The sequence below is a fragment of the Nocardia shimofusensis NBRC 100134 genome (assembly GCF_001613125.1).
Classification (GTDB): Bacteria; Actinomycetota; Actinomycetes; order Mycobacteriales; family Mycobacteriaceae; genus Nocardia; species Nocardia shimofusensis.
Window position 1 is genome coordinate 115599 of the sequence record NZ_BDBT01000006.1, and the last position, 23386, is coordinate 138984.

Below are 23386 nucleotides of genomic sequence, written 5' to 3' on the forward strand. Positions count from 1 at the left end.
GGGCTCCGAATCCAAGGCGTGTATCACGTCCTGCGGCCCTCCACGCGTGCGTGCGAGGGCCGTCCGATGCTCGGGGGCCTCGGAGTCAGCCGCGGAAGAATGGAGTGATTGATGAGTTCGTTGGCCACCGATCGCGTCGACTGCAATTCGAGTGGCTTGGCCCGGCAGCTCTCGGACCGGGATCTCTCCGATCGGCTGTTCGATCTCTCACCTGCGCAGACCGCGCTCTGGTATGCCCAGCGCATTCGTCCCGACGTACCGCTGACGATCGCGCAGTACGTCGAGATCCACGGCGATCTCGATGTCGGCAGGCTGCTCTACGCGGTCGAGCGATGCGGCGCGGAGAACCAGTCGGCCTACCTGCGGGTGGTCGAGATCGATGGGACGCCCCGGCAGGTCGTCGACCCGTCCCGCAGGCCCGGCTGGGGGCGGGTGGATCTGCGCGACCGGCCCGATCCCCGCGCGGCGGCGATGCGCTGGATGAGCGAACACGCCGCCTCACCGATCGACATCGAGAACGACCCGCTGGTCACGAACATCATCCTGCGTATCGGCGACAGCCAGTATCTCTGGTATGCCCGCGCCCACCACATCCTGATCGACGGCTACGCGGCGATGTCCGGTGTGGCGCGTACCGCCGAGATCTACACCGCGCTGGAGAACCACACCGAACCCAGCGTCTCGCGCGCGACCTCGCTGGCCGAGATCTACGCCGAGGAGTGCGCCTACCACCGGACCAGCAGGCACGACCGTGACCGCGCCTACTGGAGCGAGCACATGCAAGGCGCCGGTGAGCCGATCAGCCTGTCCACGGTCGCGGCGGGTCCGATGCCGGATCCGGGCAGGCGGCTGGCCCAGGGGCTGCTCGCCGACGAGTTGGCCGCCGCGCTCGGCAGCGCGGCCGACGAGCTCGGGTCCACCACCTCGACGCTGCTGGTCGCCGCCCTCGCCGGCTATGTGCACTCGGTGACCGGCGATCCGGACGTGGTGCTCAGCCTCCCGGTCGCCGCCCGCACCACCGTCGCCCTGCGGCGCTCGGCGGGCGTGCTGTCGAACGTGGTGCCGCTGCGGTTCGGTTTCGGCGCCGCCACCACCGTCGGCGACATCGTGCGCGCGGCCGAACTGGAGATCACCGGCGCGCTACGCCACCAGCGGTACCGGCACGAGGACATCCGCCGCGATTGCGGCTACTCGGCCAACACCCGCGGGTTCTTCGGCCCGATGGTCAACATCATGCTGTTCAACAACGAACTGCGCTTCGGCAGCCTGGCCGGGGAACTGCACGTGCTGTCCACCGGCCCGGTCGAGGACCTGTCGGTCAACATCTACAACGGTGAAGGCGGCACCCACCTCGACTTCGAGGCCAACCGGCTGCTCTACGCCGAGCGTGAGGTCACCGCGCATCACGAGCGCTTCCTGGACTACCTGGCTCGCTTCCTGACCGCCGCTCGCGACGCGACGGTACGCGAACTGCAGGCGATCACCGCGGGGGAACGCGATCTGGTGGTGCGGGCCTGGAACGACACCGAGGTCGCGGTGCCGGAGGCCACTCTGGTCTCGCTGTTCACCGAGTGCGCCGCGCGGTGCCCCGAAGCGATCGCCCTCGACTTCGAGGACACCACCCTCACCTACGCCGAGTTCGACCAGCGGACCAATCGCCTGGCCCGGCTGCTGATCGAGCGCGGCGCCGGTCCGGAGACCGTGGTCGCGCTGTGCCTGCCGCGCGGCATCGACCTGGTGGTCGGCATGTACGCGATCGTCAAGACCGGTGCGGTCTACCTGCCGCTGGACCCGGATCACCCCGCCGAGCGCCGCGACGGCATCCTCGATCAAGCCGCACCGGTCTGCGTGCTGGTCGCCGGCGGCGACGATCTGGAGCCGCCCGCCCGCACCCCCGTCCTGCGCGTCGACGCGGCGGCCTCGACGCGCTACGACCCGTCCCCGATCACCGACGCGGAGCGGACGGCGCCGCTGCACCCGCAGCATCTGGCCTACGTGCTGTTCACCTCCGGTTCCACCGGCAAGCCCAAGGGCGTGGGCATCAGCCACGCAGCCATCGTCAACCGGCTGCGCTGGATGCAGCACGAATACCCACTCGACGAGACCGATGCCGTCCTGCAGAAGACTCCGGCCACCTTCGACGTCTCGGTGTGGGAATTCTTCTGGCCCCTCCAGGTCGGCGCGCGCCTCGTCGTGGCCGCGCCCGACGGTCACCGCGATCCATCCTACCTGGCCCGCGTCATCACCGAGAAGCGCGTCACCACGGCTCACTTCGTACCGTCCATGCTCTCGGTGTTCGTCACCGACACCGACGTGCGCGATTGCCGGGTACTGCGGCGGGTGTTCTGCAGTGGGGAAGCGTTGCCCGCCGCCACGGTCACCGCCTTCCACGCCGCGCTCGGCGCGGGTCGTGACACCGGTCCCTACCTGCACAACCTGTACGGGCCGACCGAGGCCGCCGTCGACGTGACCGCCTGGCCGTGCCCACCGGGCATCGCGACCGTGCCGATCGGCTCGCCCATCTGGAACACCCGTACCTATGTGCTCGACCCGCACCTGCGTCCCGTCCCACCCGGCGTCACCGGCGAGCTGTACCTGGCCGGCGTGCAGCTGGCCCGCGGCTACCTGGGCAGACCCGTGCTCACCGCAGACCGTTTCGTCGCCGATCCCTTCGTCCCCGGTGCCCGGATGTATCGCACCGGGGACCTGGCGCGTTGGCGCCAGGACACCGGGCCCGGCGCGCCCGGCGCGCTGGACTACCTGGGCCGCACCGACTTCCAGGTGAAGATCCGCGGCCAGCGACTGGAACTGGGCGAGATCGAGGCCGTGCTGCTCGACGACAGCCGGATCGCGCGCGCGGTGTGCGTCGCGCGTCCCGGCCGCAGCGGCGACGAACTCGTCGCCTACCTCGTCGCTTCCCAGGACGCCGCCGTCCCCGTGCTCGACACCGACGACATCCTCGCCGGACTGCGCCGCGCCCTGCCCGGCTACATGGTGCCGTCCGTGCTGGTGCAGTTGGCCGAGCTGCCGCTCAACGCCAACGGCAAGATCGATCGCAAGGCGCTGCCCGCGCCGCCGGAACGTCCGGTGCGTTCGACCGCCGAGACCCGGCCACGGACGGCGACCGAGCAGATGCTGGCGGAGATCTTCGCCGACGTGCTCGGTCTCGACGACGTCGGTGTGGCGGACGGATTCTTCGAGCTCGGCGGCAATTCGCTGAGCGCGGCCCGCGCGGTCGCCCGGATCACCGCCGAACTCGGCCTCGGACCGACCATCCGCGACCTGTTCGAATCTCCCACCGTGGCCGCCTTGGCCGAGCGCTTCGCCGACGGCGTGCCGGAGGAGGCGCCGCCGCGTCTGGCACCGGTCAGCCGCCCGGCGCACATCCCGCTCTCGCCCGCCCAGCAGCGGCTGTGGATCCTGAACCGGTTCGCCGAGCACGCGGCCGCCTACAACATGCCGCTGGGACTTCGTCTGGACGGACCGCTCGACCAGGCCGCGCTGCGTGCCGGTCTGATCGATGTCATCGACCGGCACGAGAGCCTGCGCACCACCTTCCCGGAGGGACCGGACGGTCCCTACCAGTTGATCCACCGGGCCGAGGACATCCCGCTCACCCTCGACCCGATCGACGCCTCCGGTGCCGACGTCACCGCGTTGGCCGCCGAATTCGCCGGGTACGGTTTCGATCTGCGCAACCAGGCGCCGGTGCGGGTGGCGTTGTGGTCGACCGGCCCCCGTCAGCACGTCTTCCTGATCGTGCTGCACCACATCAGCGGTGACGGCTGGTCGATCGCCCCTCTCGCCCGCGACCTGATGGCCGCGGTCACGGCGCGATCCCAGGGCAGTGCGCCGCAGTGGACGCCGCTTCCGGTGCAGTACGCCGACTTCACGCTCTGGCAGCACGCGCTGCTGGGCGCCGAGGGCGACGCGGGCAGCGGGCTGAATCGTCAGCTGGCGTACTGGCGGTCCGCGCTGGACGGCCTGCCCGACCAGCTCGACCTGCCGCTGGACCGCCCGCGCCCGCTGCGCAGGCAGGCCGGGGCCGCCCGGGTCCGGTTCGCCATCGCTGCCGACATCCGCTCCGCCGCGTACGAACTCGCCGCCGGCCGCGGGGTCAGCCTGTTCATGGTCCTGCACGCCGCGCTGGCGACGCTGTTGTCGCGGTTGTGCGCGAGCACCGATATCGCCATCGGCACCCCGATCGCGGGCCGCTCGGATCCGGCGCTCGACGAGCTGGTCGGCATGTTCGTGAACACGCTGGTGCTGCGCACCGAGGTGGACCAGGCCGCCGGGTTCGAGCGGGTGCTCGAGGTCGTGCGCGACGTAGATCTCGACGCCTTCGCCAACGCCGACGTGCCGTTCGAGCGGCTCGTCGAGGCGGTCAACCCGGAACGCTCCACCGGCAGGCATCCGCTGTTCCAGGTGATGCTGTCCTACGACCACACGCCCGAGCTGCGGATCGAGCTGCCCGGGGTCACCGCCGAAGTCCTCGAGGTGGCCGCCGACATCGCCAAGTTCGACCTGCATCTGGAGGTGCACGACGGACGGCCCGACGGTTCGCTGGACGCCGAATTCGTCTACGCCACCGACGTGTTCGACCACGACACGGTCGAGGCGTTCGCGCGCCGGTTCGTCACCGTGCTGGAAACCGCCTCGGCCGCGCCCGCTGTGCCGGTCGGTGACATCGAACTGCTCGACGCACGCGAGTTCGCCAACCTCGCGCCACTGACCGCGGCCCCGGCGGACCCGCCGACCACCCTGGCGCGCTTGCTGTCCGAGACCGCCGAGCGGGTGCCCGACGCCGTCGCCGTGCGCCACCTCGAGCCGCGGGCCGAAAATCCCGAATATCCCGAATATCCCGAGTATTCCGAATATCCCGAATATCGCAGCACCAGCTACGCCGAGCTCGACGCACGCTCCAACCGCTTGGCCCGCGCGCTCATCGCGCACGGGGCGGCGCCGGAGACGGTCGTCGCGGTCGCCATGCCCCGCGGACTCGACGCGATCACCGCCATCTGGGCCGTGGCCAAGACCGGTGCGGCCTATGTGCCCGTCGACCCCGGCTACCCGCCCGAACGCATCGCCCACATGCTCGCCGATTCCGGCGCGCTGCTCGGCCTGACCCTGTCGGAATCCGTGACGGCTCTGCCCGCCTGGCCCACGGCCGCGCGTGGCAGGCACGCGCGGACCGCATCCGACTGGCTGGTGCTCGGCTCGGCGGAGTTCACGGCCGAATGCGCCCGTCACTCCGCCCACCCGCTCACCGACGCCGATCGGCTGCTCCCGCTGCGGGTCGCGCACCCGGCGTACCTCATCTACACCTCCGGGTCGACCGGCACGCCGAAGGCCGTGGTGGTCACGCACGCGGGACTGGCCTCGCTCGCGCACGAGCAGGTCCACCTGTTCGGTATCGCCGTGGGGTCACGCACGCTGCATTTCTCCTCCCCGAGTTTCGACGCCTCGGTGCTCGAGCTGCTGCTCGCCTTCGCGGCGGGCGCGACGATGGTCATCGCGCCCGCGGGCATCTACGGCGGCCGGGAACTGGCCGATCTGCTGCGCGCCGAGCGGGTGACGCACGCCTTCGTCACCCCGGCGGCGCTGGCCACGGTGCCCGCGGAGGATCTGCCCGATCTCTCGACGGTCGTCGTCGGCGGCGAGGCATGCTCGCAGGACCTGGTCACCACCTGGACCGCCCGCCACCGCATGCACAACATGTACGGCCCGTCCGAGGCCACGGTGGCCGCGACCGCGTCGGATCCGATGGCCGCCGGGCAGCCGGTGCCGCTGGGCAGGCCGGTGCGCGGGATGCGGCTGTTCGTGCTCGACGCCCGGCTGCGGCCGGTCCCGCCGGGCACGCCGGGCGAGCTCTACCTGTCCGGCCCCGGCCTGGCCCGCTGCTATCTGGGCCGCAACGGCCTGACCGCGCAACGCTTCCCGGCCAATCCGCTCGGCAGGCGCGGCGAACGCATGTACCGCACCGGCGATCTGGTGGTCACCGACGCCGCGGGCGCGCTGCGCTTCCTCGGCCGCGCCGACGACCAGGTCAAAATCCGCGGTTTCCGCATCGAACTGCACGAGATCGACCACGCGCTGCGCGCCCATCTCGGCGTCGCCTTCGCGCTCACCGTGGTACACACCGACGAACACGGTCACCCGCGCCTGGCCGCCTATGTGACAGGCGAACCCGGCGGCGCACCCCTCGACGCCGCCGACGTCCGGGCCACCGTCCGCGACCGGCTGCCCGGCTACATGGTGCCCGCGGCGATCGTGGTGCTCGACCAGGTGCCGACGACGCCCTCGGGCAAGCTGGACCGCAAAGCGCTGCCCGCCCCGGAATTCACCGCGGCCGGACCGACCCGGGCCCCGCGCACCGATGCCGAACGCCGGGTGGCGGCGGTCTTCGAGCAGGTGCTCGGCCGTCCGGTGCCCGGCGCGGAGGACAGCTTCTTCGACCTCGGCGGCACCTCACTGCTGGCCACCCGGCTGACCGCCGCACTGCACGCCGAGTTCGGCGCGGAACTGCCGGTGCGCGAGATCTTCGAAGCCCCCACCGTCGCGGACGTCGCCGCCCGGCTGGCCACCGCCCCGCGCACCCATCGGATTCCGCTGACCGCGGCCGATCCGCGCCCGGCCCGCCTGCCGCTGTCGCTGCCCCAGCAACGGCTGTGGTTCCTGAACCGGTACGCACCCGAATCCAGCGCCTACAACATCGCTTTCACCTTGCGGATCGACGGGCCGCTCGACCTCGGCGCCCTGCGCGCCGCGCTCACCGACATCATCGAACGGCACGAGGTGCTGCGCACGGTGTACCCGGAAGACGGCGCGGGAGCCCACCAGGTGGTGCTCGGTGCCGCCGACGCCCTGCCCGAGACCCGGTTCGCCGACGCCCATCCCGACACCGCGGGCGAACGCCTGACCGCCTTCGCCCGCACCGGCTTCGACCTGGCCACCGACACCCCGCTGCGCATCATGCTGCTGCGCACCGGAGCCGACCGCTACCTGCTCGGCATCGTGCTGCACCACATCGCCGCCGACGGCTGGTCGCTGGCGCCGCTGACCCGCGACCTGGTCACCGCCTACCAGGCTCGCCGCGACGGCATCGCTCCGGCGTGGACGCCGCTTCCGGTGCAGTACGCCGACTTCGGGCTGTGGCAGCGCGCCTGCCTCGGTGACGCCTCCGATCCCACCAGCGCGGCGGGCGCCCAGCTGGCCTACTGGCGTGAAGAGCTCGCCGAATTGCCGGAAGAACTGCCGCTGCCGTACGACCGCCCACGACCGGAGGACGGCCACTATCGTTCCGGCACAGTGGAATTCACCGTGCCGGAGGATCTACGCGCCGCGTCGGCCGCCATGGCGCGGGAACAGGGGGTGAGCCTGTTCATGCTGATGCGGTCGGCGCTGGCCGTGCTGCTGCGCGCGGTCACCGGCGGGCGGGACATCGTGATCGGCACCCCCGTGGCCGGCCGCACCGACACCGCGCTGGACGAGCTGGTCGGCATGTTCGTCAACACCCTGGTGCTGCGCTCACAGGTGAACCCGGACGCGTCCTTCGCCGAGCTGGTGCGCGCGGATCGCGACAACGAGCTGGCCGCCATCGCCAACGCCGACGTGCCGTTCGAGCGGGTTGTGGAGGAGATCGGCCGGGCCGCGGGCTCCGGCGCGCAGCGACCGGTCGTGCAGGTGGCCCTGACCGTCCAGGACGGCCCCGCGCCCGCGCTGCGGCTGCCCGGCCTGGAACTACGGGCCGAGGAACTCGACATCGCGGCCGTCAAATTCGACCTCGAGCTGCGGGTCACCGCCGGCGCGGGCACCGATCCCGCCTTCGCCTTCGTCTACGCCACCGAACTCTTCGACGCCGAGACCGTCCACACCCTGGCCGGCCGTTTCCAACGCGTACTGGCCGCCGTCTGCGCAGACCCGCAGGTACTGATCCGCGACATCGACGTCCGAACCGACATCGAGCGCCTCCACTTCAGCCCGGCGTGGGGGGCACGCACCGCCGGGATCGCGGACGCTCCGCTGCTCGGCGCCGAGTTCGTCGATACCGAGTTCACCGGTGCCGAGTTCACCCCTGCCGAGGTCACCCCTGCCGAGTTCACCGATGCCGAGTTCACCGATGCCGACTCCGGTGACCTCGCGGCCGGTGCCGATGCCGGTGCGGTCGCGCTCCGGGACGTGGGTGTGCCGGCGGCGCCGGGCGGCGCGACGACGCGCGAGGTGTGCACACTGGCGGCGTATTTCGCCGACGCGGTGCGCCGCGGTGGGACCCGCGTCGCGCTCGTCTCGGTCGTGGACGGGATCGAGCTGACCTACGCCGAGGTGGATCGGCGCGCCAACCGCCTGGCTCGCGCGCTGATCGCCCGCGGACTCGGCCCGGGGGACCGGGTCGCGCTCGGGCTGACCCGCTCGATCGATTCCGTGCTCACCATGCTGGCCGTCGCCAAATCCGGCGCGGCGTTCGTGCCGGTGGACCCGAACTACCCCGCCGATCGGGTGCGCTACATGCTCACCGACTCCGGCAGCACGTTCGGCCTCACCACCACCGCTCACGCCCGCGAATTGCGGGACTGCGCCCCGACCGGCTGGCTGCTGCTCGACGACCCGCGCTCGCGCGCCGAGCTGGACGGGTACCCCAGCCACCCGATCGCCGGGGACGAGCAGACCCGGCCGACTCTCGGCGCGGACCTCGCCTACCTCGTCTACACCTCCGGTTCCACCGGCACCCCCAAGGGCGTCGCGGTCACCCAGGCCGGGCTGGCGGACTTCGCCGACGAACTGCGCGACCGGATGGGCAGCGACGGCACCTCGCGCATCCTGCATTTCGCCACTCCGAGCTTCGACGCCTCCGTGCTCGACCTGCTGATGGCGCTTGGCCCGGCCGCCACCATGGTCATCTGCCCGCCGCAGATCTACGGCGGCGACGAACTGGCCGAACTGCTCGAGCGCGAGCGCGTCACCCACGCCTTCATCACCACCGCCGCCATGGCGACCATCGACCGCGACCGGTGGGCTCTGCCGGATCTGCGCGATCTGATGGTCGGCGGCGAGGCGCTCGGTCCCGAATTGGTGGCGCGCTGGGCGCACGGACGGCGGATGCTCAACGCCTACGGCCCCACCGAGACGACCATCGTGGCAACCATTTCCGCGCCGCTGGTGGCGGGGGAGCAGATCACCATCGGCACGCTGGTGCGCGGCGCGCACGCCGTCGTGCTGGACGAACGGTTGCGACCGGTGCCGGTCGGCGTCGCGGGCGAGCTCTATCTCGGCGGTCCCGGCGTGGCGGCAGGCTATCTGGACCGCTTCGGGCTCACCGCCTCCCGATTCGTCGCCGACCCGTACGGCGCGCCCGGCACCCGCATGTACCGCACCGGCGACGTGGTTCGCTGGACGGCCGAGCAGTCGCTGGTCTATCTGGGCCGAAGCGACTTCCAGGTGAAGATGCGCGGGTTCCGCATCGAGCTCGGCGAGATCGACGCCACGCTCACCACCCATCCCCGGATCCGATTCGCGCACACCGAGGTGCGCCGGATCAACGGGGCCGACCGGCTGGTGTCGTTCGTGCACCCGGTGGGCGGCGACACCGACCTGGATGTGGCGCAGGTCCGCGCCCACGTCGCCGAACACCTGCCCGGGCACATGGTGCCCGCGAGCATCACGGTGCTCGACGAGATCCCGCTCACCCCGGTGGGCAAATTGGACCGCGCCGCCCTGCCGGAACCGGTCCTGCTCGCCGCGAGCGCGGGCCGCGAACCCGAGACCGGCACCGAACGCCTGGTCGCCGCGGTAATGGGCGACCTGCTCGGCACCGAAGGTATCCGCGCCGACGACAACTTCTTCGAGATCGGCGGCACCTCGCTGCTGGCCACCCAGCTGGTCGCGAGGCTGGCCGCGGCCACCGGCGTCCGGCTGGAGGTGCGCGGCGTCTTCGCCGCACCGACCGTCGCCGGGCTGGCCACCGCTCTCGACGCCCGCATCGGTTCCGAACCGGGACAGGAACGGCCCGCACCCGGCAAACGCGAACGGCCCGAGCGTATCCCGCTCTCGGCCGCCCAGCGCAGGCTGTGGTTCCTGGACCGGTTCAACGCGGGCGCGCCCGGAGCCGAGGGCACCGCGGGCGCCTACAACGTCCCGGTCGTGTTGCGGCTGCACGGCAAGCTCGAACTGCCCGCGCTGGTCGCGGCACTGCACGAGGTGCAACGCCGCCACGAGTCGCTGCGCACGGTGTACCCGGAGATCGACGGCGGGCCTGTCCAGGTGGTGCTCGACCCCGCCGAGGCCGCCGTCACGCTCTACACCGCCACGGTCACCGAGGACGAGGTGGCCGCCACCGTGCGGGGGTTCGCGGCGGGCGGCTTCGACCTGGCCGTGGCCCCGCCGTTGCGCGCGGCGCTGATCACCCTCGCCGACGCGGCGGAACTGGCAGTGGCCACCCCCGCCACGGCCACCCGGAACGTGCTGGTGCTCGTGGTGCACCACATCGCCATCGACGGCTGGTCGCTGGAACCGCTGGCCGCCGACGTCGCCGCGGCCTATCGCGCGGCCTGCGCCGGACGCGAGGCCGACTGGCCCGAGCCGGAGCTGCAATACGCGGATTACACGCTGTGGCAACAGGACACGCTCGGCACCGAGGACGATCCGTCCTCGCCGCTGAGCCGTCAGCTCGACTACTGGGCGCGCACCCTCGACGGCAGCCCGGAGCTGCTGTCGGTGCCCGCCGACCGGCCGCGCCCGCCGGTCCCGTCCTATCGGGGCGGCACCGTCGAATGCGCGATCGACGCGTTCACCCACCGTGAACTGCACCGGGTGGCCGTGGCCAACAACGTCAGCATGTTCATGATCCTGCACGCGGCGCTCGCGGTGCTGCTGCACCGGATGACCGGCGCCGACGACATCACCGTCGGCACCGCCATCGCCGGACGGGGCCATCCGGCGCTGGACCGGATGATCGGCATGTTCGTCAACACTCTCGTGCTGCGCACCCGGATCGATCCCGACGCGCGCTTCACCGACCTGCTGCGCGAGGTCCGCGAGACCGACCTCGACGCCTTCGCCCACGCCGACCTGCCGTTCGAGCGGCTGGTGGAGGTGCTCAACCCGGCGCGCTCACAATCGCATCACCCGCTGTTCCAGGTGATGCTCTCGGTGCGCGACCATCCGGTACGGGTACTGGAACTGCCCGGCCTGCGCATCGAGGCCGAGGACATCGACACCGGAATCGCCAAGTTCGACCTGCAGTTCACCCTCACCGAGTCGCACACCCCGCTGCGCGAACCCGACGGAATCACCCTCGCGGTGACCTACGCCGGCGATCTGTTCGACGAGTCGACGGCCCGTGCGCTCGGCAAGCGCCTGCGCAGGCTGATCGCGGGAATCGCCACCGGCCCGGCCACCCACGTCGGCGACCTGCAGCTGCTCGACCCGGTCGAATGGTCCGGCCTGGCGGAGGTGCGCGGCGCCGCGGCCGACCGGCCGATCACCTTCCCCGAGGTGTTCGCCGCGGCGGCCGCGCACGACCCGCTCGCGGTGGCGTTGTGCAGCGACGGCACCGAGGTCACCTACGAGGCGCTGGACCGTTGGACCAACCGACTGGCACGGGTGCTGATCGAGGCAGGCGCCGGACCGGAGACTCTGGTGGCCCTGGGGTTCACCCGATCGGTCGAGGCGATCGCCGCCATGCTGGCGGTGGCCAAGGCGGGTGCGGCCTTCGTTCCGGTCGATCCGCTGTACCCGCCCGACCGGATCGCGCACATGCTGGCCGACTCCGGCGCCGCGCTCGGTCTCACGCTCGCCGAGAGCCGCGCGGCCCTGCCCGCCGAGTCGGGCTGGATCCTGCTGGACGACAACGATTTCCGTACCGCGGTGCTGGCCGCCTCACCGGCCCCGATCACGCAGCGCGACCGGCGCGGTCCGCTGCGCATGGACAACCCGGCCTACGTCATCTACACCTCCGGTTCGACCGGCAAGCCCAAGGGCGTGGTGGTCTCCCACGGCGGTCTGTCGAATTTCGCGGCCGAATGCGCGCAGCGGTACGACGTGCGCCCCGCCGACCGGGTGCTCAACTTCGCGACCCCCAGCTTCGACGCGGTGATGCTGGACCTGCTGTTCGCTCTCGGTGGCGCGGCCACCCTGGTGATCGCACCGACCGGTGTGGTCGGCGGGACGGAGCTGACCCGCACTCTCGTCGAGGAGGAGATCACCCACGCGTTCATCACCACCTCCGCGCTGGGCACCGTGGACCCGGAGCGGATCACCGACCTGCGGCACGTGCTGGCCGGCGGGGAGGCACTGCCGCCGGACATGGCCAACCGGTGGTCCGTGGGCCGCAACCTCCACAACGTGTACGGGCCGACCGAGACCACCATCGTCACGCTGATGTCGCAGCCGCTGATCCCGCACGGCCCGATCACCATCGGCGGTCCGATCCGCGGTGTCGGCGCGAGCATTCTCGACCGGCGACTGCACCCCTGCCCGGTCGGCGTGACCGGCGAACTGCACCTGTCCGGCAACGCCCTGGCTCGCGGCTACCTGAACCAGCCCGGCCTGACCGCGCAGCGGTTCGTGGCCAACCCCTACGGCAAGCCCGGTGAGCGGATGTACCGCACCGGCGATCTGGTGCGCTGGCGGCCCGCCTCGCCCGGCGACGTCGAATACATCGGGCGGGTGGACGATCAGGTCAAGATCCGCGGTTTCCGCATCGAACTCGGCGAGATCGACGCCGCGCTGGCCAAGCATCCGGCGGTGGCGATGTCGACGACCTTCGGGCACAAGACCGCGGCGGGCAGCACCGCGCTGGTGACGTATGTGAAACCGCACCCCGGCAACGAGGTCACCGCCAGGGAACTGACCGCGCACACGGCGGCGCTCGTGCCCAATTACATGGTCCCGCAAGCGATCATGCTCATCGACGAGGTGCCGCTCGGTCCCACCGGCAAGATGGACCGCACACGGCTGCCGGAGCCGGTGTTCACCGGAGCGGTCGAGTACCGGGCGCCCGGTACGGCCGTCGAAGCGGCCCTGTGCGCGGCCTACGCCTCGGTGCTCGGCGTCGAGCGGGTCGGCGTGGACGACGGGTTCTTCGAACTCGGCGGCAACTCGCTGCTGGCCACCAAGGTCGTCGCGGAACTGCGCGCCCTGGGCATCGACATGCCGGTGCAGGTCATGTTCGCCGACGCCACTCCCGCGGCGGTGGCGGCCAAGCTGTCCGACGCCGATCCCGCCGCCGCGGTCACCGCGGCGCTGGCGCCGGTGCTGCCGTTGCGTTCCGGCGGCGCCAGGCCCGCGCTGTTCTGCGTGCCGCCCGGTGTCGGATTGTCCTGGTGCTACGCCGGGCTGCTCGCCCACCTGCCCTCGGACCTGCCGGTGTTCGGTCTGCAATCCCCGCACGTCACCGGGACCGCGGGGTTCACGTCGATGGACGAGGCGGCCGAGCACTACGTCGCCGTCATCCGCTCGATGCAGCCGCAGGGCCCTTACCATCTGGCCGGCTGGTCGCTGGGCGGTCTCATCGCCCACGAGATCGCCGTGCGCCTGCGCGAAGACGGCGACGAGGTGGCGACCCTGGCCATGCTCGACAGCCACCGGCTGACCGATCGCTGGCTGGACCGGGCGATGCCCTCGGCGGCCGAGATCCTCGCCGAGTTCGGCGTCGACCTCGGCGACCAGGCGGGCCCCGACCTCGACGCCGACCAGGCGACGCGACTGCTGCGAGCTCAGCCGGGACCGTTCGCGGCGCTCACCGACGACCAGCTGCGCGGTCTGTTCCGCGAGTACGCCACCGGCACGGTGCTCGCGCACGGTTTCCGGCCCCGCGTCTTCGACGGTGATCTGGTGTTCTTCCACGCCGCCGCCGACGAGATCAACCTCGCCGACCCCGACCGTCGCGCGGCGGCCTGGCAGCCGTTCGTCGCCGGCCGGGTGCACGAGCACGCGGTGCCGTGCTCGCACGCGGCGATGACCACCCCCGAAGCGCTCGACCGGATCGGCCCGCTGCTGCGCGGTCATCTGGACGGCTACGGGCCCGACCGAGCAGTGATTCCGACCGAGCAGTGATTCCGACGAAGGAGAACTCTGGTGAGTGAGGCCACCGGCGTGCGCCGGGACGAAGGCGGGCGCAGATGAGCATGGCTGTGGAAGTGCGCGGACTGGTCAAGAACTACGGCAAGACGCGCGTGCTCGACGGGGTCGACCTGGAGATCCCGGCCGGCACGGTGATGGGCCTGCTCGGTCCCAACGGCGCGGGCAAGACCACCACCGTCCGGATCGTCACCACCCTGCTGCGCCCCAGCGCGGGCACGGTGCGCGTGGCGGGTGTCGACGTGCTGCGCGATCCTGCCGCGGCCCGGCCCCGCATCGGCCTGTCCGGCCAGTACGCGGCGATCGACGCCAATCTCACCGGCTTCGAGAATCTGCGCATGGTCGCCCGGCTCTACGGCATGAGCAGGCAGGAGTCCACCGAGCGCGCCAGGATGCTGCTGGCCGAACTCGGCCTCGAGGAGGCCGCCGACCGCAGGGCGGGCACCTACTCCGGTGGTATGGCGCGCCGCCTCGATCTGGCGGGCGCGCTGGTCACCCGGCCGCCGGTGGTGGTGCTCGACGAGCCGACCACCGGCCTGGACCCGCGCGGCAGGCTCGACATGTGGCGGGTCATCGGCGAACTCGTCGAGGACGGCACCACCGTCCTGCTCACCACCCAGTACCTCGAGGAAGCCGACGTGCTGGCCGACCGGATCGTGGTGATCGACCACGGCCGGGTCATCGCGCGCGGTTCGGCGGAGGAGCTGAAGTCCGCCATCGGCGGTGACCGGCTCACCGTGACCCTGGCAGCGGGCCAGGACGCGACGCCCGCGCTGACCGTGCTCGGCGAGGTCGGGCTGGGCGAGCCCCGGCACGAACCCGGCGGCGAGGAGGTCTCGGTGGTGGTCGGCGACGGCACCCGGACCATGGTCGAGGCACTGCGCAGGCTCGACGATGCGGGCGTGTGCGTGCTCGACGCGAGCGTGCACCGGCCCAGTCTCGACGACGTGTTCCTGTCCCTCACCGGCAGCCCCGCCACCGGCGATGCCGAACCGGAAACCGACGACGTCCCCGAGGAGATCCTGTCGTGACCACCGCCGCCGAACTGGCCCCGGACGACATCGCGCCCACACCCCCGACGAAAAGCCCGGTGGCGGTGGAATACTCGCCGAGATTCCGGTTCGTCAGGGACAGCGCCATCGTCGCGCACCGCAATCTGCTGACCATCCTGCGGGTACCGACCCTGCTGGTCACCGCCACCATCCAGCCGCTGATGTTCGTGTTCCTGTTCGCCTACATCTTCGGCGCCTCCCTGGGCGGCAGCCAGTATCGGGAGTTCCTGCTCGCGGGCATCTTCACCCAGACCGTCGCCTTCAGCGCCGCCTTCACCACCGTCGGCCTGGCAGGCGACCTGCAGAAGGGCATCATCGACCGGATGCGCGCGCTGCCGATGTCGCGGATGGCGGTGCTGATGGGCCGTACCCTGTCCGACCTGGTGGTCAGCGTCCTCAGCTTGGCGGTCATGGTCGGTTGCGGCTACATCGTCGGCTGGCGCATCAACGGCTCGATCGCCGACGCGGCACTGGCCTTCGGCATCATTCTGCTGTTCGCCTTCGCCATGTCCTGGGTCGGCGCGCTGACCGGGCTGCTCTCACCCAATGTGGAGGTGGCCCAGAGCGCGGGTCTGATCTGGCTGTTCCCGCTGACCTTCATCTCCTCGGCGTTCATCTCCGCCGCCGCGCTGCCCGGTCCGCTTCGGGTGATCGCGGAATGGAATCCGATCACGGCGGTGGCCGCGTCGGGGCGGAAGCTCTTCGAGAACGGTGCGCCGCCGTTCTTCGCCCAGCCCACCGGCTGGCCCGCCGAGCACTGCGTCGAGTACGCCGTGCTGTGCTCGGTGGCGATCCTGGCGGTCGCCATGCCGCTGGCCCTGCTGCGCTACCGCAAGGTCGCCAGCCGTTAGAGCCGCACAGCTTTCGCGCGTACGAGAAAGGCCGTTCCCCCGGAGTCGGGGGAACGGCCTTTCTCGGTTCGTCGCGAAGGGTCAGCCGCGGCGGCGGGTCTTGAGCAGGTCGAGGCGCTCCTTGAGCAACTCCTCGAGCTCTTCCTTGCTGCGGCGCTCGAGCAGCATGTCCCAGTGGGTGCGCGGCGGCTTGACCTTCTTGGCTTCCTGAGTGCTGCCTTCGAGCAGGGCGCCTTCCTGGCCGTTGCGGCACAGCCAGGTGGGCGGGATCTCCGCGTCGTCGGCGAAGGGAACGTCGAACTCTTCGCCGTTGTCGGTCCGGTACCTGGCGATGCGGCGCGGAGCGAGGTCGTGGTCGCGGTCGGTCTCGTAGCTCACCGCTCCGAGCCGACTGCCCCGGAGTACGCGATCTGCCATGGTGTGCCTCTCCCTGTATGTCCGAGTGTCCCTGTGTATGCCTGTAAGGACAACGCCCGAATCCGCGTCTTCGTTCCCGATCCGGCGATCGGAGAACCGTTCCATCCTAGTCGGTGGCAGGGCCGGGGCTGCTCGCGGCCGTCGCCGACACGTGCCGTCGCGGACACCGGTGATGGGGTCCGCGCGCGAATCCGCGTGTGACGCACTAGTCTCATGGCCCATGACGCGGCGCTTGCTGGCCTGCCTGTGGTGCGGGCGGGAGATCGTGGAGTCCGAGTCGGGACGCCGGCGCCGCTATTGCCGTCAATCGTGCAGGCAGCGTGCCTACGAGCACCGCAACAGCGTGAAAGGTACCGGCATTCCGGAGGATTCGGTGATCCTCAGTGCTCAGGAGGCCGCCGATCTGGCCGACCGCTGGTTCGCGGCCCGCTGTGCCGCCGAGGACATCGCGACGGCGATCGAGGAGGGAGCCGGCACCGACGAACTGCACGAGCTGAGCGTCACGCTGATGAAACTCACCCGGGAGGCGGAACGACTGCGCTAGCGGAGAGCGCGTCGCCGGTGGATGACCACCTCAGTGGTGCACGTCGATGCCGCGCGCGCCCAGCCAGCCGGCCGGGTCGATCGGGCCGATGCCGGGCACGTGCACCTCGAAGTGCAGGTGCGGGCCGGTGGAGTAACCGCGATTGCCCACGGTGGCGATCACGTCGCCCGCGCGGACCGGCTGGCCGACGGAGACCAGGATGTCGTTCATGTGGCCGTAGACGCCGACGGTGCCGTCGTCCTGTTGGACGCGGACCCACAGCCCGAATCCGCTGGCCGGGCCCGCCTCGATGACGACGCCGTCGGTGACCGCCGCGATGGGGGCGCCGATCGGGTCGCCGAAGTCGAGGCCGGCGTGCATGGCGCCCCAGCGCGCGCCGAAAGTCGAGGTGAGCACGCCCGCGACCGGGCGGACGGTCTTCGGCCGCGCCGCTTCGACAGCGAGGCGGTGCTGTTCCCACAGCACGGCCTCGGGCACGATCTGCGGCATCTGGGCTTCGCGCGGGGTGAAGGCGGTGAACTCGACCATGTTCCCCTCGGCGTCGACGACCTCGCGGTTGGTGTCGGCGATCGCGGCGGCCGAGGCGGTGCCGGTCTCGTCCGGTCCGACCGCGTTGACGACGGTGAGCGACACGCCGAGGGCGGCGGTCAGGGCCAGCGCACGGCCCGTGACACGACGACGCGATCGGGCGGTGCTCGGCCGGAAGGTTGATAACAAATCGGTCACGGACATGCCGATGAACGTACGACAGGTCTCGCCGCCGCCCGCAATCCTGTGGTTACCTTCACAACGCCGCAAAGGCGGCCACATCGGATAACGAAGTGGTTAAGGCACGCCGTGGCTGCATTGACAACCTGGGCCGATGCTGTAATAGGGCGATCTTGAAGAATCGCGCCGGGGTGAGCAGACTGTTGAAGTGCTGACTAACGGAGTTCGCGCCCTCGAGGCGCTCGCCGACCCCACCCGGCGGGCCCTGTTCGAGACGCTCGCGCTCGGCCCGCACTCGGTCGGCGAACTCGCGGCCATCGCGCGGGTGAGCAGCTCGGCGGTGTCCCAGCATTTGAAAGTCCTGCGTGCCGCGCGGCTGGTCATGCGGCGTCCGCTCGGCAATCGCCGGATGTACAGCTTGGATCCGAGGGGGCTGGGGGATGTCCGCGACTATCTCGAGCAATTCTGGCCGAGTGCGCTGGCGGCCTATTCGGCGGCGCTCGCGGAGGCGAAGCCCGAACTCGGGCCAGAATGAACTGCGGGCCGGTCAGCCGACTCGGCGACAGCCTGCGGGGCGCCGGGGCGCGGAGGCGGTGCCGGGCCAGGTGCGGCGGGTGAGTTGCTGGTCGACGGCGTCCACCACCTCGGGCACCTCGATGGCGAGCAGGCCGGGGTCGGGGGTGTCGGCGAGGGGGTCGCCGTGCCGGCCCGCCCACAGCACCGCGTGCCTGCCGAGCAGGTGCGGCGGGGGTCCGGCGCAGCGTGGCGGGGTCGGACCGAACAGCAGCACGGTGCGGGTGCCGAAGGCGGTCGCCAGATGCGCGATGCCGGTGTCGCCGCTGACGACCAGCGAGGCCTCGGCGACGGTCGCGGCGAGTTCGATGAGGTTCTGGGTCCCCGCCAGCACCCGGTCCTTGGCCAGCCCGGCGCGGGCGGCGACGCCGAGGGCGATGTCGCGTTCGAACTCGTCGCCGGTGAGCACCACGTCCCGGCCTTGGACCAGCAGATGCCGCACGACTGCGGCGAAGCGCTCGGCAGGCCAGCGGCGTGCGGGCGCGCCCGCACCGACATGGACGACGACGCAGTCGCGATGGCTGGTCGTGGCGACCGGCGGCACCAACCCGAGATTGCGGCGGTCGGCGACGATGCCGTCGTACTCGAGCAGATGACACCAGCGCTCGGTGTAGTGCACGTCGGGCTGCCACCGCGGACCGTCGACCTCGGGCGAGGCGGGGTGACGGTAGGTGAGGACCCGGTTCGCGCCGGTCCGTGTCAAGGCGGCGATACTCTCCGGGCCCGGTCCGTGCAGGTTCACCGCGAGCGCGGGCGCGGGGGCATCCCAGCGCAGTACGTCGGGCGACGAGGTCGGCAGCAGGGCGTCGACCGAGGAGATGAGGTCGACGATCGGCTTGAGCCGTTGTGGCGCGGCCAGCACGATGCGGTGACTCGGCTCGGCTCTCCGCAGCGCGCGCAGCGCCGGGACCGCGGTGAGCAGAGCGCCCAGCCCGCGTGCCTGAAGCACGAGTAGTTCCGCCACCTTCGTCTCTCCTAGCAGCCTTCGGTCCGTGGTCCCCGACTCGTCCACCCGCGGCCGGCTTCGGCGCACGCGGCGAGAGTCACTGGATGAGGACTTCCCCTGGCGTCGCGGCGATAAACGTTGTGGGGGTGTGGCGTTATCGATCCCACTGCGCGCCGCGCGCAGTATCGTCTGTTCGGGCCGTACGGGCCGGTGTTCTCCCCGCTAGATGTACTCCCAGCCGGAAATTCACACGACGAGGAGTGTTCTCATGGTGAGCAAACTCAACCCCTATATCAGCTTCCGCACCGAGGCCAGGCAAGCGCTCGAGTTCTACCGAGATGTCCTCGGCGGAGACCTGAGCATCCACACCTTCGGCGAGGCCGGGGACGCGCCGGGTGATCTCGGGTCGCTGGTGATGCACGGCCGGCTCGAGACCCCCGACGGGTTCACTGTGATGGCCTCCGACACCCCGCCGGACATGGAGTTCTCCGAAGGCAGCAGGGTCACGATCAGCCTCAGCGGTGCGGACGCCGACGAACTGCGCGGCTGGTGGGACAAGCTCAGCGCCGGTGGTGTCGTCACGGTCCCGCTGGAGAAGCAGATGTGGGGCGACGAGTTCGGTATGTGCCTGGACCGTTTCGGTATCGGCTGGATGGTGAACATCAACGCCCAGGGGCGGTAGAGACCGGGGCGGTAGAGAACAGCCCGCACCTGACGTGCCGCCGAAGGTCCGCGGAAATCCCGCGGACCGGGAATAGCATCTTGCCATGACAACCGAAAACGTGGTGGACGGGCCGGTCCAGACGCTTGCCAGATCGGCGTGGCAGGCGATTCTCGTGACCGGTGTGATCTCGGTGCTCGTGGGCATCGTCGTACTCGTGTGGCCCGGTAAGACGCTGCTGGTGGCCGGCATCCTGTTCGGCATCTATCTGGTGGTCTCCGGTGCGCTGCAGTTGGTGTCGGCCTTCGGTGCGACCAAGACCGCGGGCATGCGGGTGCTGTACTTCCTCAGCGGCGCACTCTCGATCGTGGTCGGCGTGTTCTGTTTCCGCGACGAGCTGACCTCGATCCTGCTGCTGGGCCTGTGGATCGGCATCGGCTGGCTGTTCCGCGGCGTCGCGCTGATGGTGGCCGTGGTGTCCGAGCCCACCCTGCCGGGGCGCGGCTGGCAGGGCCTGTTCGGTGTGCTGACCATCATCGCCGGCGTGATCCTGGTGATCTGGCCGGTCAGTTCGATCGCCACCCTGACCCTGGTGGCTGGTATCTGGCTGATCGTGCTCGGTGTGACCGAGATCGTCACCGCGATCGGGGTCCGCAGGGACGCCAAGAGGCTCGACGACGCGCTTCGGGTGCCACCGAATCCCGTGTAACGCGAAGTGCGGGAGAAGGGCTCGGGAGCCGCGTCCGGCAGACGCCGCTCCCGAGCGGGGGACTCTCAGACGTACTGGGCGCGCAGCTTGCCCTTGACCAGCTTGCCGGTGGGTGTGCGCGGCAGATCCTCGGCGAAGTCGAAGCTGCGGGGGACCTTGTAGTGGGCGATCCGCTCACGCAGGAAATCGCGCAGTTCGCTCGCCAGCTCCGGTCCGGTCTCGACGCCGGGCGCCGCCTGCACGACCGCCTTCACCGACTCACCCATCTCCTCGTCGGGCACGCCGATCACGGCCACGTCCAACACCTTCGGGTGCAGCGCGAGCGCGTCCTCGATCTCCTGCGGGTAGATGTTCACGCCGCCGGAGATGATCATGAAAGCCTTGCGATCGGTGAGGAACAGGTAGCCCTCGTCATCGACGTAGCCGATGTCGCCGGTGGTGGTCCACGTCGGATGCTCCGGGTGAGCCGCCTCGGCGGTCTTGGCCGGATCGTTGTGGTAGGCGAACGGCGCCACCTCGCGCTCGAAGTACACGGTGCCGATCTCGCCGACCGGCAGCTCCGCACCGTCGTCTCCGCAGATGCGGATGACGCCGAGGCCCGCCCTGCCGACCGAACCCTGCTTGCGCAGCCACTGCTCGCTGTCGATGAAGGTGACGCCGTTGGCCTCGGTGGAGGCGTAGTACTCGTGCAGCACCGGGCCCCACCAGTCGATCATCGCGCGCTTGACCTCGACCGGGCACGGCGCCGCGGCGTGCACGGCCACCTTCAGGCTGGACACGTCGTAGCGGTTGCGCACCGACTCGTCGAGCTTGAGCATGCGCACGAACATGGTCGGCACCCACTGGCTGTGGGTCACCGAGAACTTCTCGATGGTCGCCAGCGCCTTCTCGGCATCGAACTTCTCCATCACGACCAGCGTGCCGCCCAGGGCGTGCACGACGCCGCCGAACCGCAGCGGCGCGGCGTGATACAGCGGCGCGGGCGAGAGGTACACGGTCTCGGTGTCGAATCCGTACATCGGACCGAAGATCGCGGTGTAGGTGTCGCCGGGTGCGTCGCCGACCTGGCGTTCCGGCAGCGGCTGTTTGATGCCCTTCGGCCTGCCGGTGGTGCCCGAGGAGTACAGCATGTCGGTGCCGCGCGGCTGGTCTTCCATCGGCTCGGCCGAGGACGCGGCCAGCGCGTCTTCGTAGCAGGTGTGGCCGGGGACCTCGCCGCCGTAGGCGATGCGGAGTTCGACCTTCGGGGTCTGCTCGACGATCGCCTGCGCGGCCTCGGACAGATCGGCCGACACGATCAGCGCCTTCGCTCCGCAATCGTCGACGATGTAGGCGATCTCGGCGGGGGACAGGTGCCAGTTGACGGCGGTGATGTAAAGCCCGGATCGCAATGCGGCCCAGTAGACCTCGTAGATCTTCGGGTCGTTGCCCGACACCAGCGCCAGGTGGTCGCCCTTGCGCAGCCCCGCTTCGCGCAGGTGCCGCGCGAGCCGGATCGAGTTGTCCTCCAGCTCCCGATAGGTCAGCGTCTCGCCGGATTCGGCCATGACCACCGCGGGCTTGTCCGGGAAACGGTCGACGTGTGCGCCGGGATACATGCTGCTCCTCGCAGGAACGAGCGGTCCGTTGCCGTGACCGCCTGGCCTAGCCGGGATACGACGAAGCACGGCCGGGCCGGCGTCGTCGATGTCCCGTCGAGCGGTTGCTCTGGTACAGGACAATAGCCGAAAGTGAACCCGGATTCGTGTTCTGTCACACATTCGCGGTGCCGCTGGGGGCAGTCGGACCCGCTCACCTCGGTCGATCCCGGCTGTGTTGGCATGGAGCCATGCCGATCGCTGATGAGACCGCACAGTTCCCGCCAGGCTCCGCCGTCGAACCGGCCCTCGTCACGCCGTGGTCGCGTGCGCTCGGCCTGCGCGTTCCGGTCGTGAACGCACCCATGGGCGGGGTGGCCGGAGGCCGGCTGGCCGCGGCGGTCACCGCGGCGGGCGGACTCGGCATGATCGGCATGGGCAGCGCCGCGACAGGCGATGCCCTGCGCCGCGAACTCGCCCACACCGAGCCGGTCACCGGCCCGTTCGGCATCGGCCTCGTCGACTGGGTCGTCGCTCGTCGCCCCGAGTTGCTGGAGATTGCCATCGCTGCCCGCCCCGCGCTGATCGCGATCTCCTTCGGCGAGGACCTGTCCTGGGCCGCGCGCGTACGGGAGCACGGCATCCGCACCGCGACCCAGGTGTTCACCGCCGACCACGCCCGTCGTGCCGCCGACGCCGGAGTCGAGGTCCTCGTCGCCCGCGGGCTCGAGGGCGGCGGACACGGCGCGATCGAGATGGCCACCGTGCCGCTGCTGGACGCGGTGCTCGCCGCCGTCGACATCCCGGTGCTGGCCGCGGGTGGGATCGGTTCCGCCGCGAGCCTGGCCGCGGTGCTCGCCGCCGGTGCGGGCGGCGCGTGGATCGGCACCGCCCTGGCGGCGTGCGCCGAATCCTCGCTGTCGGCCACCGGTCGCCAGGCGATGCTCGCCGCCGACGGCGCCGACACCGTGGTGACCACCGCTGTCGACGTCGCCCTGGGCTACCCGTGGCCTGCCCATTTCCCGTCGCGGGTGCTGCGCAACGATTTCGTCACCGCCTGGACCGGACACGAAGACGCCTTGCGCGCCGACGCGGGCGCCCGGGACACCCTGCGTGCCGGGATCGCCGCCGACGATCCCCGGGTGCTGCCGGTCGACGCGGGGCAGGGCGTCGGGTTGGTCACCGCCGTCGAACCCGTCGCGCGGGTGCTCGACGGCTGGTGCCGCGGGGCGGCCGAATTGCTCGCACCCCGAACTCCGATCGGCAGCTGAC

The 23386-nt window shown here is 70.9% G+C and carries 12 protein-coding genes; 8 read left to right on the plus strand and 4 right to left on the minus strand.

Annotated elements, in window-relative coordinates; all coding sequences use genetic code 11:
• Positions 1-111 precede the first annotated feature (111 nt).
• From NS3_RS29970 to NS3_RS08805, 3 genes are all read left to right on the plus strand, one after another.
• Positions 112-14052 carry a non-ribosomal peptide synthetase gene (locus NS3_RS29970; RefSeq protein ID WP_245649526.1) on the plus strand — a complete coding sequence of 4647 codons (13941 nt, stop codon included), beginning with the start codon at positions 112-114 and terminating at the stop codon, positions 14050-14052.
• Between the two features lie 65 nt (positions 14053-14117).
• A complete protein-coding gene (locus tag NS3_RS08800; protein ID WP_067856518.1) occupies positions 14118-15107 on the plus strand; it encodes an ATP-binding cassette domain-containing protein in 990 nt (329 codons plus the stop codon).
• Between the two features lie 59 nt (positions 15108-15166).
• Entirely contained in the window at positions 15167-15979 is an 813-nt protein-coding gene (locus NS3_RS08805; protein ID WP_067856878.1) for an ABC transporter permease, read from the plus strand.
• A gap of 81 nt (positions 15980-16060) precedes the next feature.
• On the opposite strand, the gene NS3_RS08810 is transcribed toward NS3_RS08805, so the two are convergent.
• On the minus strand, positions 16061-16396 hold the full coding sequence (locus NS3_RS08810) for an RNA polymerase-binding protein RbpA (protein WP_067856521.1): 336 nt from the start codon (positions 16394-16396) through the stop codon (positions 16061-16063).
• A 220-nt stretch (positions 16397-16616) separates the two neighbouring features.
• Here NS3_RS08810 and NS3_RS08815 point away from each other — a divergent pair, with 220 nt between their 5' ends.
• Positions 16617-16940 carry a hypothetical protein gene (locus tag NS3_RS08815; RefSeq protein ID WP_067856524.1) on the plus strand — a complete coding sequence of 108 codons (324 nt, stop codon included), beginning with the start codon at positions 16617-16619 and terminating at the stop codon, positions 16938-16940.
• Positions 16941-16970: 30 nt separating this feature from the next.
• Here NS3_RS08815 and NS3_RS08820 read toward each other — a convergent pair whose 3' ends face one another.
• Positions 16971-17672 carry a M23 family metallopeptidase gene (locus NS3_RS08820; RefSeq protein ID WP_067856527.1) on the minus strand — a complete coding sequence of 234 codons (702 nt, stop codon included), beginning with the start codon at positions 17670-17672 and terminating at the stop codon, positions 16971-16973.
• 184 nt (positions 17673-17856) lie between these two features.
• Between NS3_RS08820 and NS3_RS08825 the strand changes: the two genes are divergently transcribed.
• Positions 17857-18183: an ArsR/SmtB family transcription factor gene (locus NS3_RS08825; protein ID WP_067856530.1), complete on the plus strand. Its 327-nt coding sequence runs from the start codon at positions 17857-17859 to the stop codon at positions 18181-18183.
• Between the two features lie 12 nt (positions 18184-18195).
• Here the strand turns inward: NS3_RS08825 and NS3_RS08830 are convergent, their stop codons facing one another.
• Positions 18196-19185, minus strand: a complete 990-nt coding sequence (locus NS3_RS08830) for a glycosyltransferase family 9 protein (RefSeq protein ID WP_067856533.1) — start codon at positions 19183-19185, stop codon at positions 18196-18198.
• A gap of 250 nt (positions 19186-19435) precedes the next feature.
• On the opposite strand from NS3_RS08830, the gene NS3_RS08835 reads away from it, so the two are divergent.
• Together NS3_RS08835 and NS3_RS08840 are read left to right on the plus strand one after the other, a co-directional pair.
• On the plus strand, positions 19436-19849 hold the full coding sequence (locus tag NS3_RS08835) for a VOC family protein (RefSeq protein ID WP_067856536.1): 414 nt from the start codon (positions 19436-19438) through the stop codon (positions 19847-19849).
• Between the two features lie 85 nt (positions 19850-19934).
• Positions 19935-20537, plus strand: a complete 603-nt coding sequence (locus NS3_RS08840; RefSeq protein WP_067856539.1) for an HdeD family acid-resistance protein — start codon at positions 19935-19937, stop codon at positions 20535-20537.
• 65 nt (positions 20538-20602) lie between these two features.
• On the opposite strand, the gene NS3_RS08845 is transcribed toward NS3_RS08840, so the two are convergent.
• A complete protein-coding gene (locus NS3_RS08845) occupies positions 20603-22135 on the minus strand; it encodes an acyl-CoA synthetase (RefSeq protein WP_067856542.1) in 1533 nt (510 codons plus the stop codon).
• Positions 22136-22365: 230 nt separating this feature from the next.
• On the opposite strand from NS3_RS08845, the gene NS3_RS08850 reads away from it, so the two are divergent.
• Positions 22366-23385 carry an NAD(P)H-dependent flavin oxidoreductase gene (locus tag NS3_RS08850; protein ID WP_067856545.1) on the plus strand — a complete coding sequence of 340 codons (1020 nt, stop codon included), beginning with the start codon at positions 22366-22368 and terminating at the stop codon, positions 23383-23385.
• Position 23386: the final 1 nt, after the last annotated feature.

Excerpts from the sequence above, each read along its gene's own strand:
- NS3_RS29970 (WP_245649526.1), top strand. The coding sequence starts at position 112 with ATGAGTTCGTTGGCCACCGATCGCGTCGACTGCAATTCGAGTGGCTTG.
- NS3_RS08800 (WP_067856518.1), top strand. The coding sequence starts at position 14,118 with ATGAGCATGGCTGTGGAAGTGCGCGGACTGGTCAAGAACTACGGCAAG.
- NS3_RS08810 (WP_067856521.1), bottom strand. The coding sequence starts at position 16,396 with ATGGCAGATCGCGTACTCCGGGGCAGTCGGCTCGGAGCGGTGAGCTAC.
- NS3_RS08815 (WP_067856524.1), top strand. The coding sequence starts at position 16,617 with ATGACGCGGCGCTTGCTGGCCTGCCTGTGGTGCGGGCGGGAGATCGTG.
- NS3_RS08820 (WP_067856527.1), bottom strand. The coding sequence starts at position 17,672 with ATGTCCGTGACCGATTTGTTATCAACCTTCCGGCCGAGCACCGCCCGA.
- NS3_RS08835 (WP_067856536.1), top strand. The coding sequence starts at position 19,436 with ATGGTGAGCAAACTCAACCCCTATATCAGCTTCCGCACCGAGGCCAGG.
- NS3_RS08840 (WP_067856539.1), top strand. The coding sequence starts at position 19,935 with ATGACAACCGAAAACGTGGTGGACGGGCCGGTCCAGACGCTTGCCAGA.
- NS3_RS08845 (WP_067856542.1), bottom strand. The coding sequence starts at position 22,135 with ATGTATCCCGGCGCACACGTCGACCGTTTCCCGGACAAGCCCGCGGTG.
- NS3_RS08850 (WP_067856545.1), top strand. The coding sequence starts at position 22,366 with ATGCCGATCGCTGATGAGACCGCACAGTTCCCGCCAGGCTCCGCCGTC.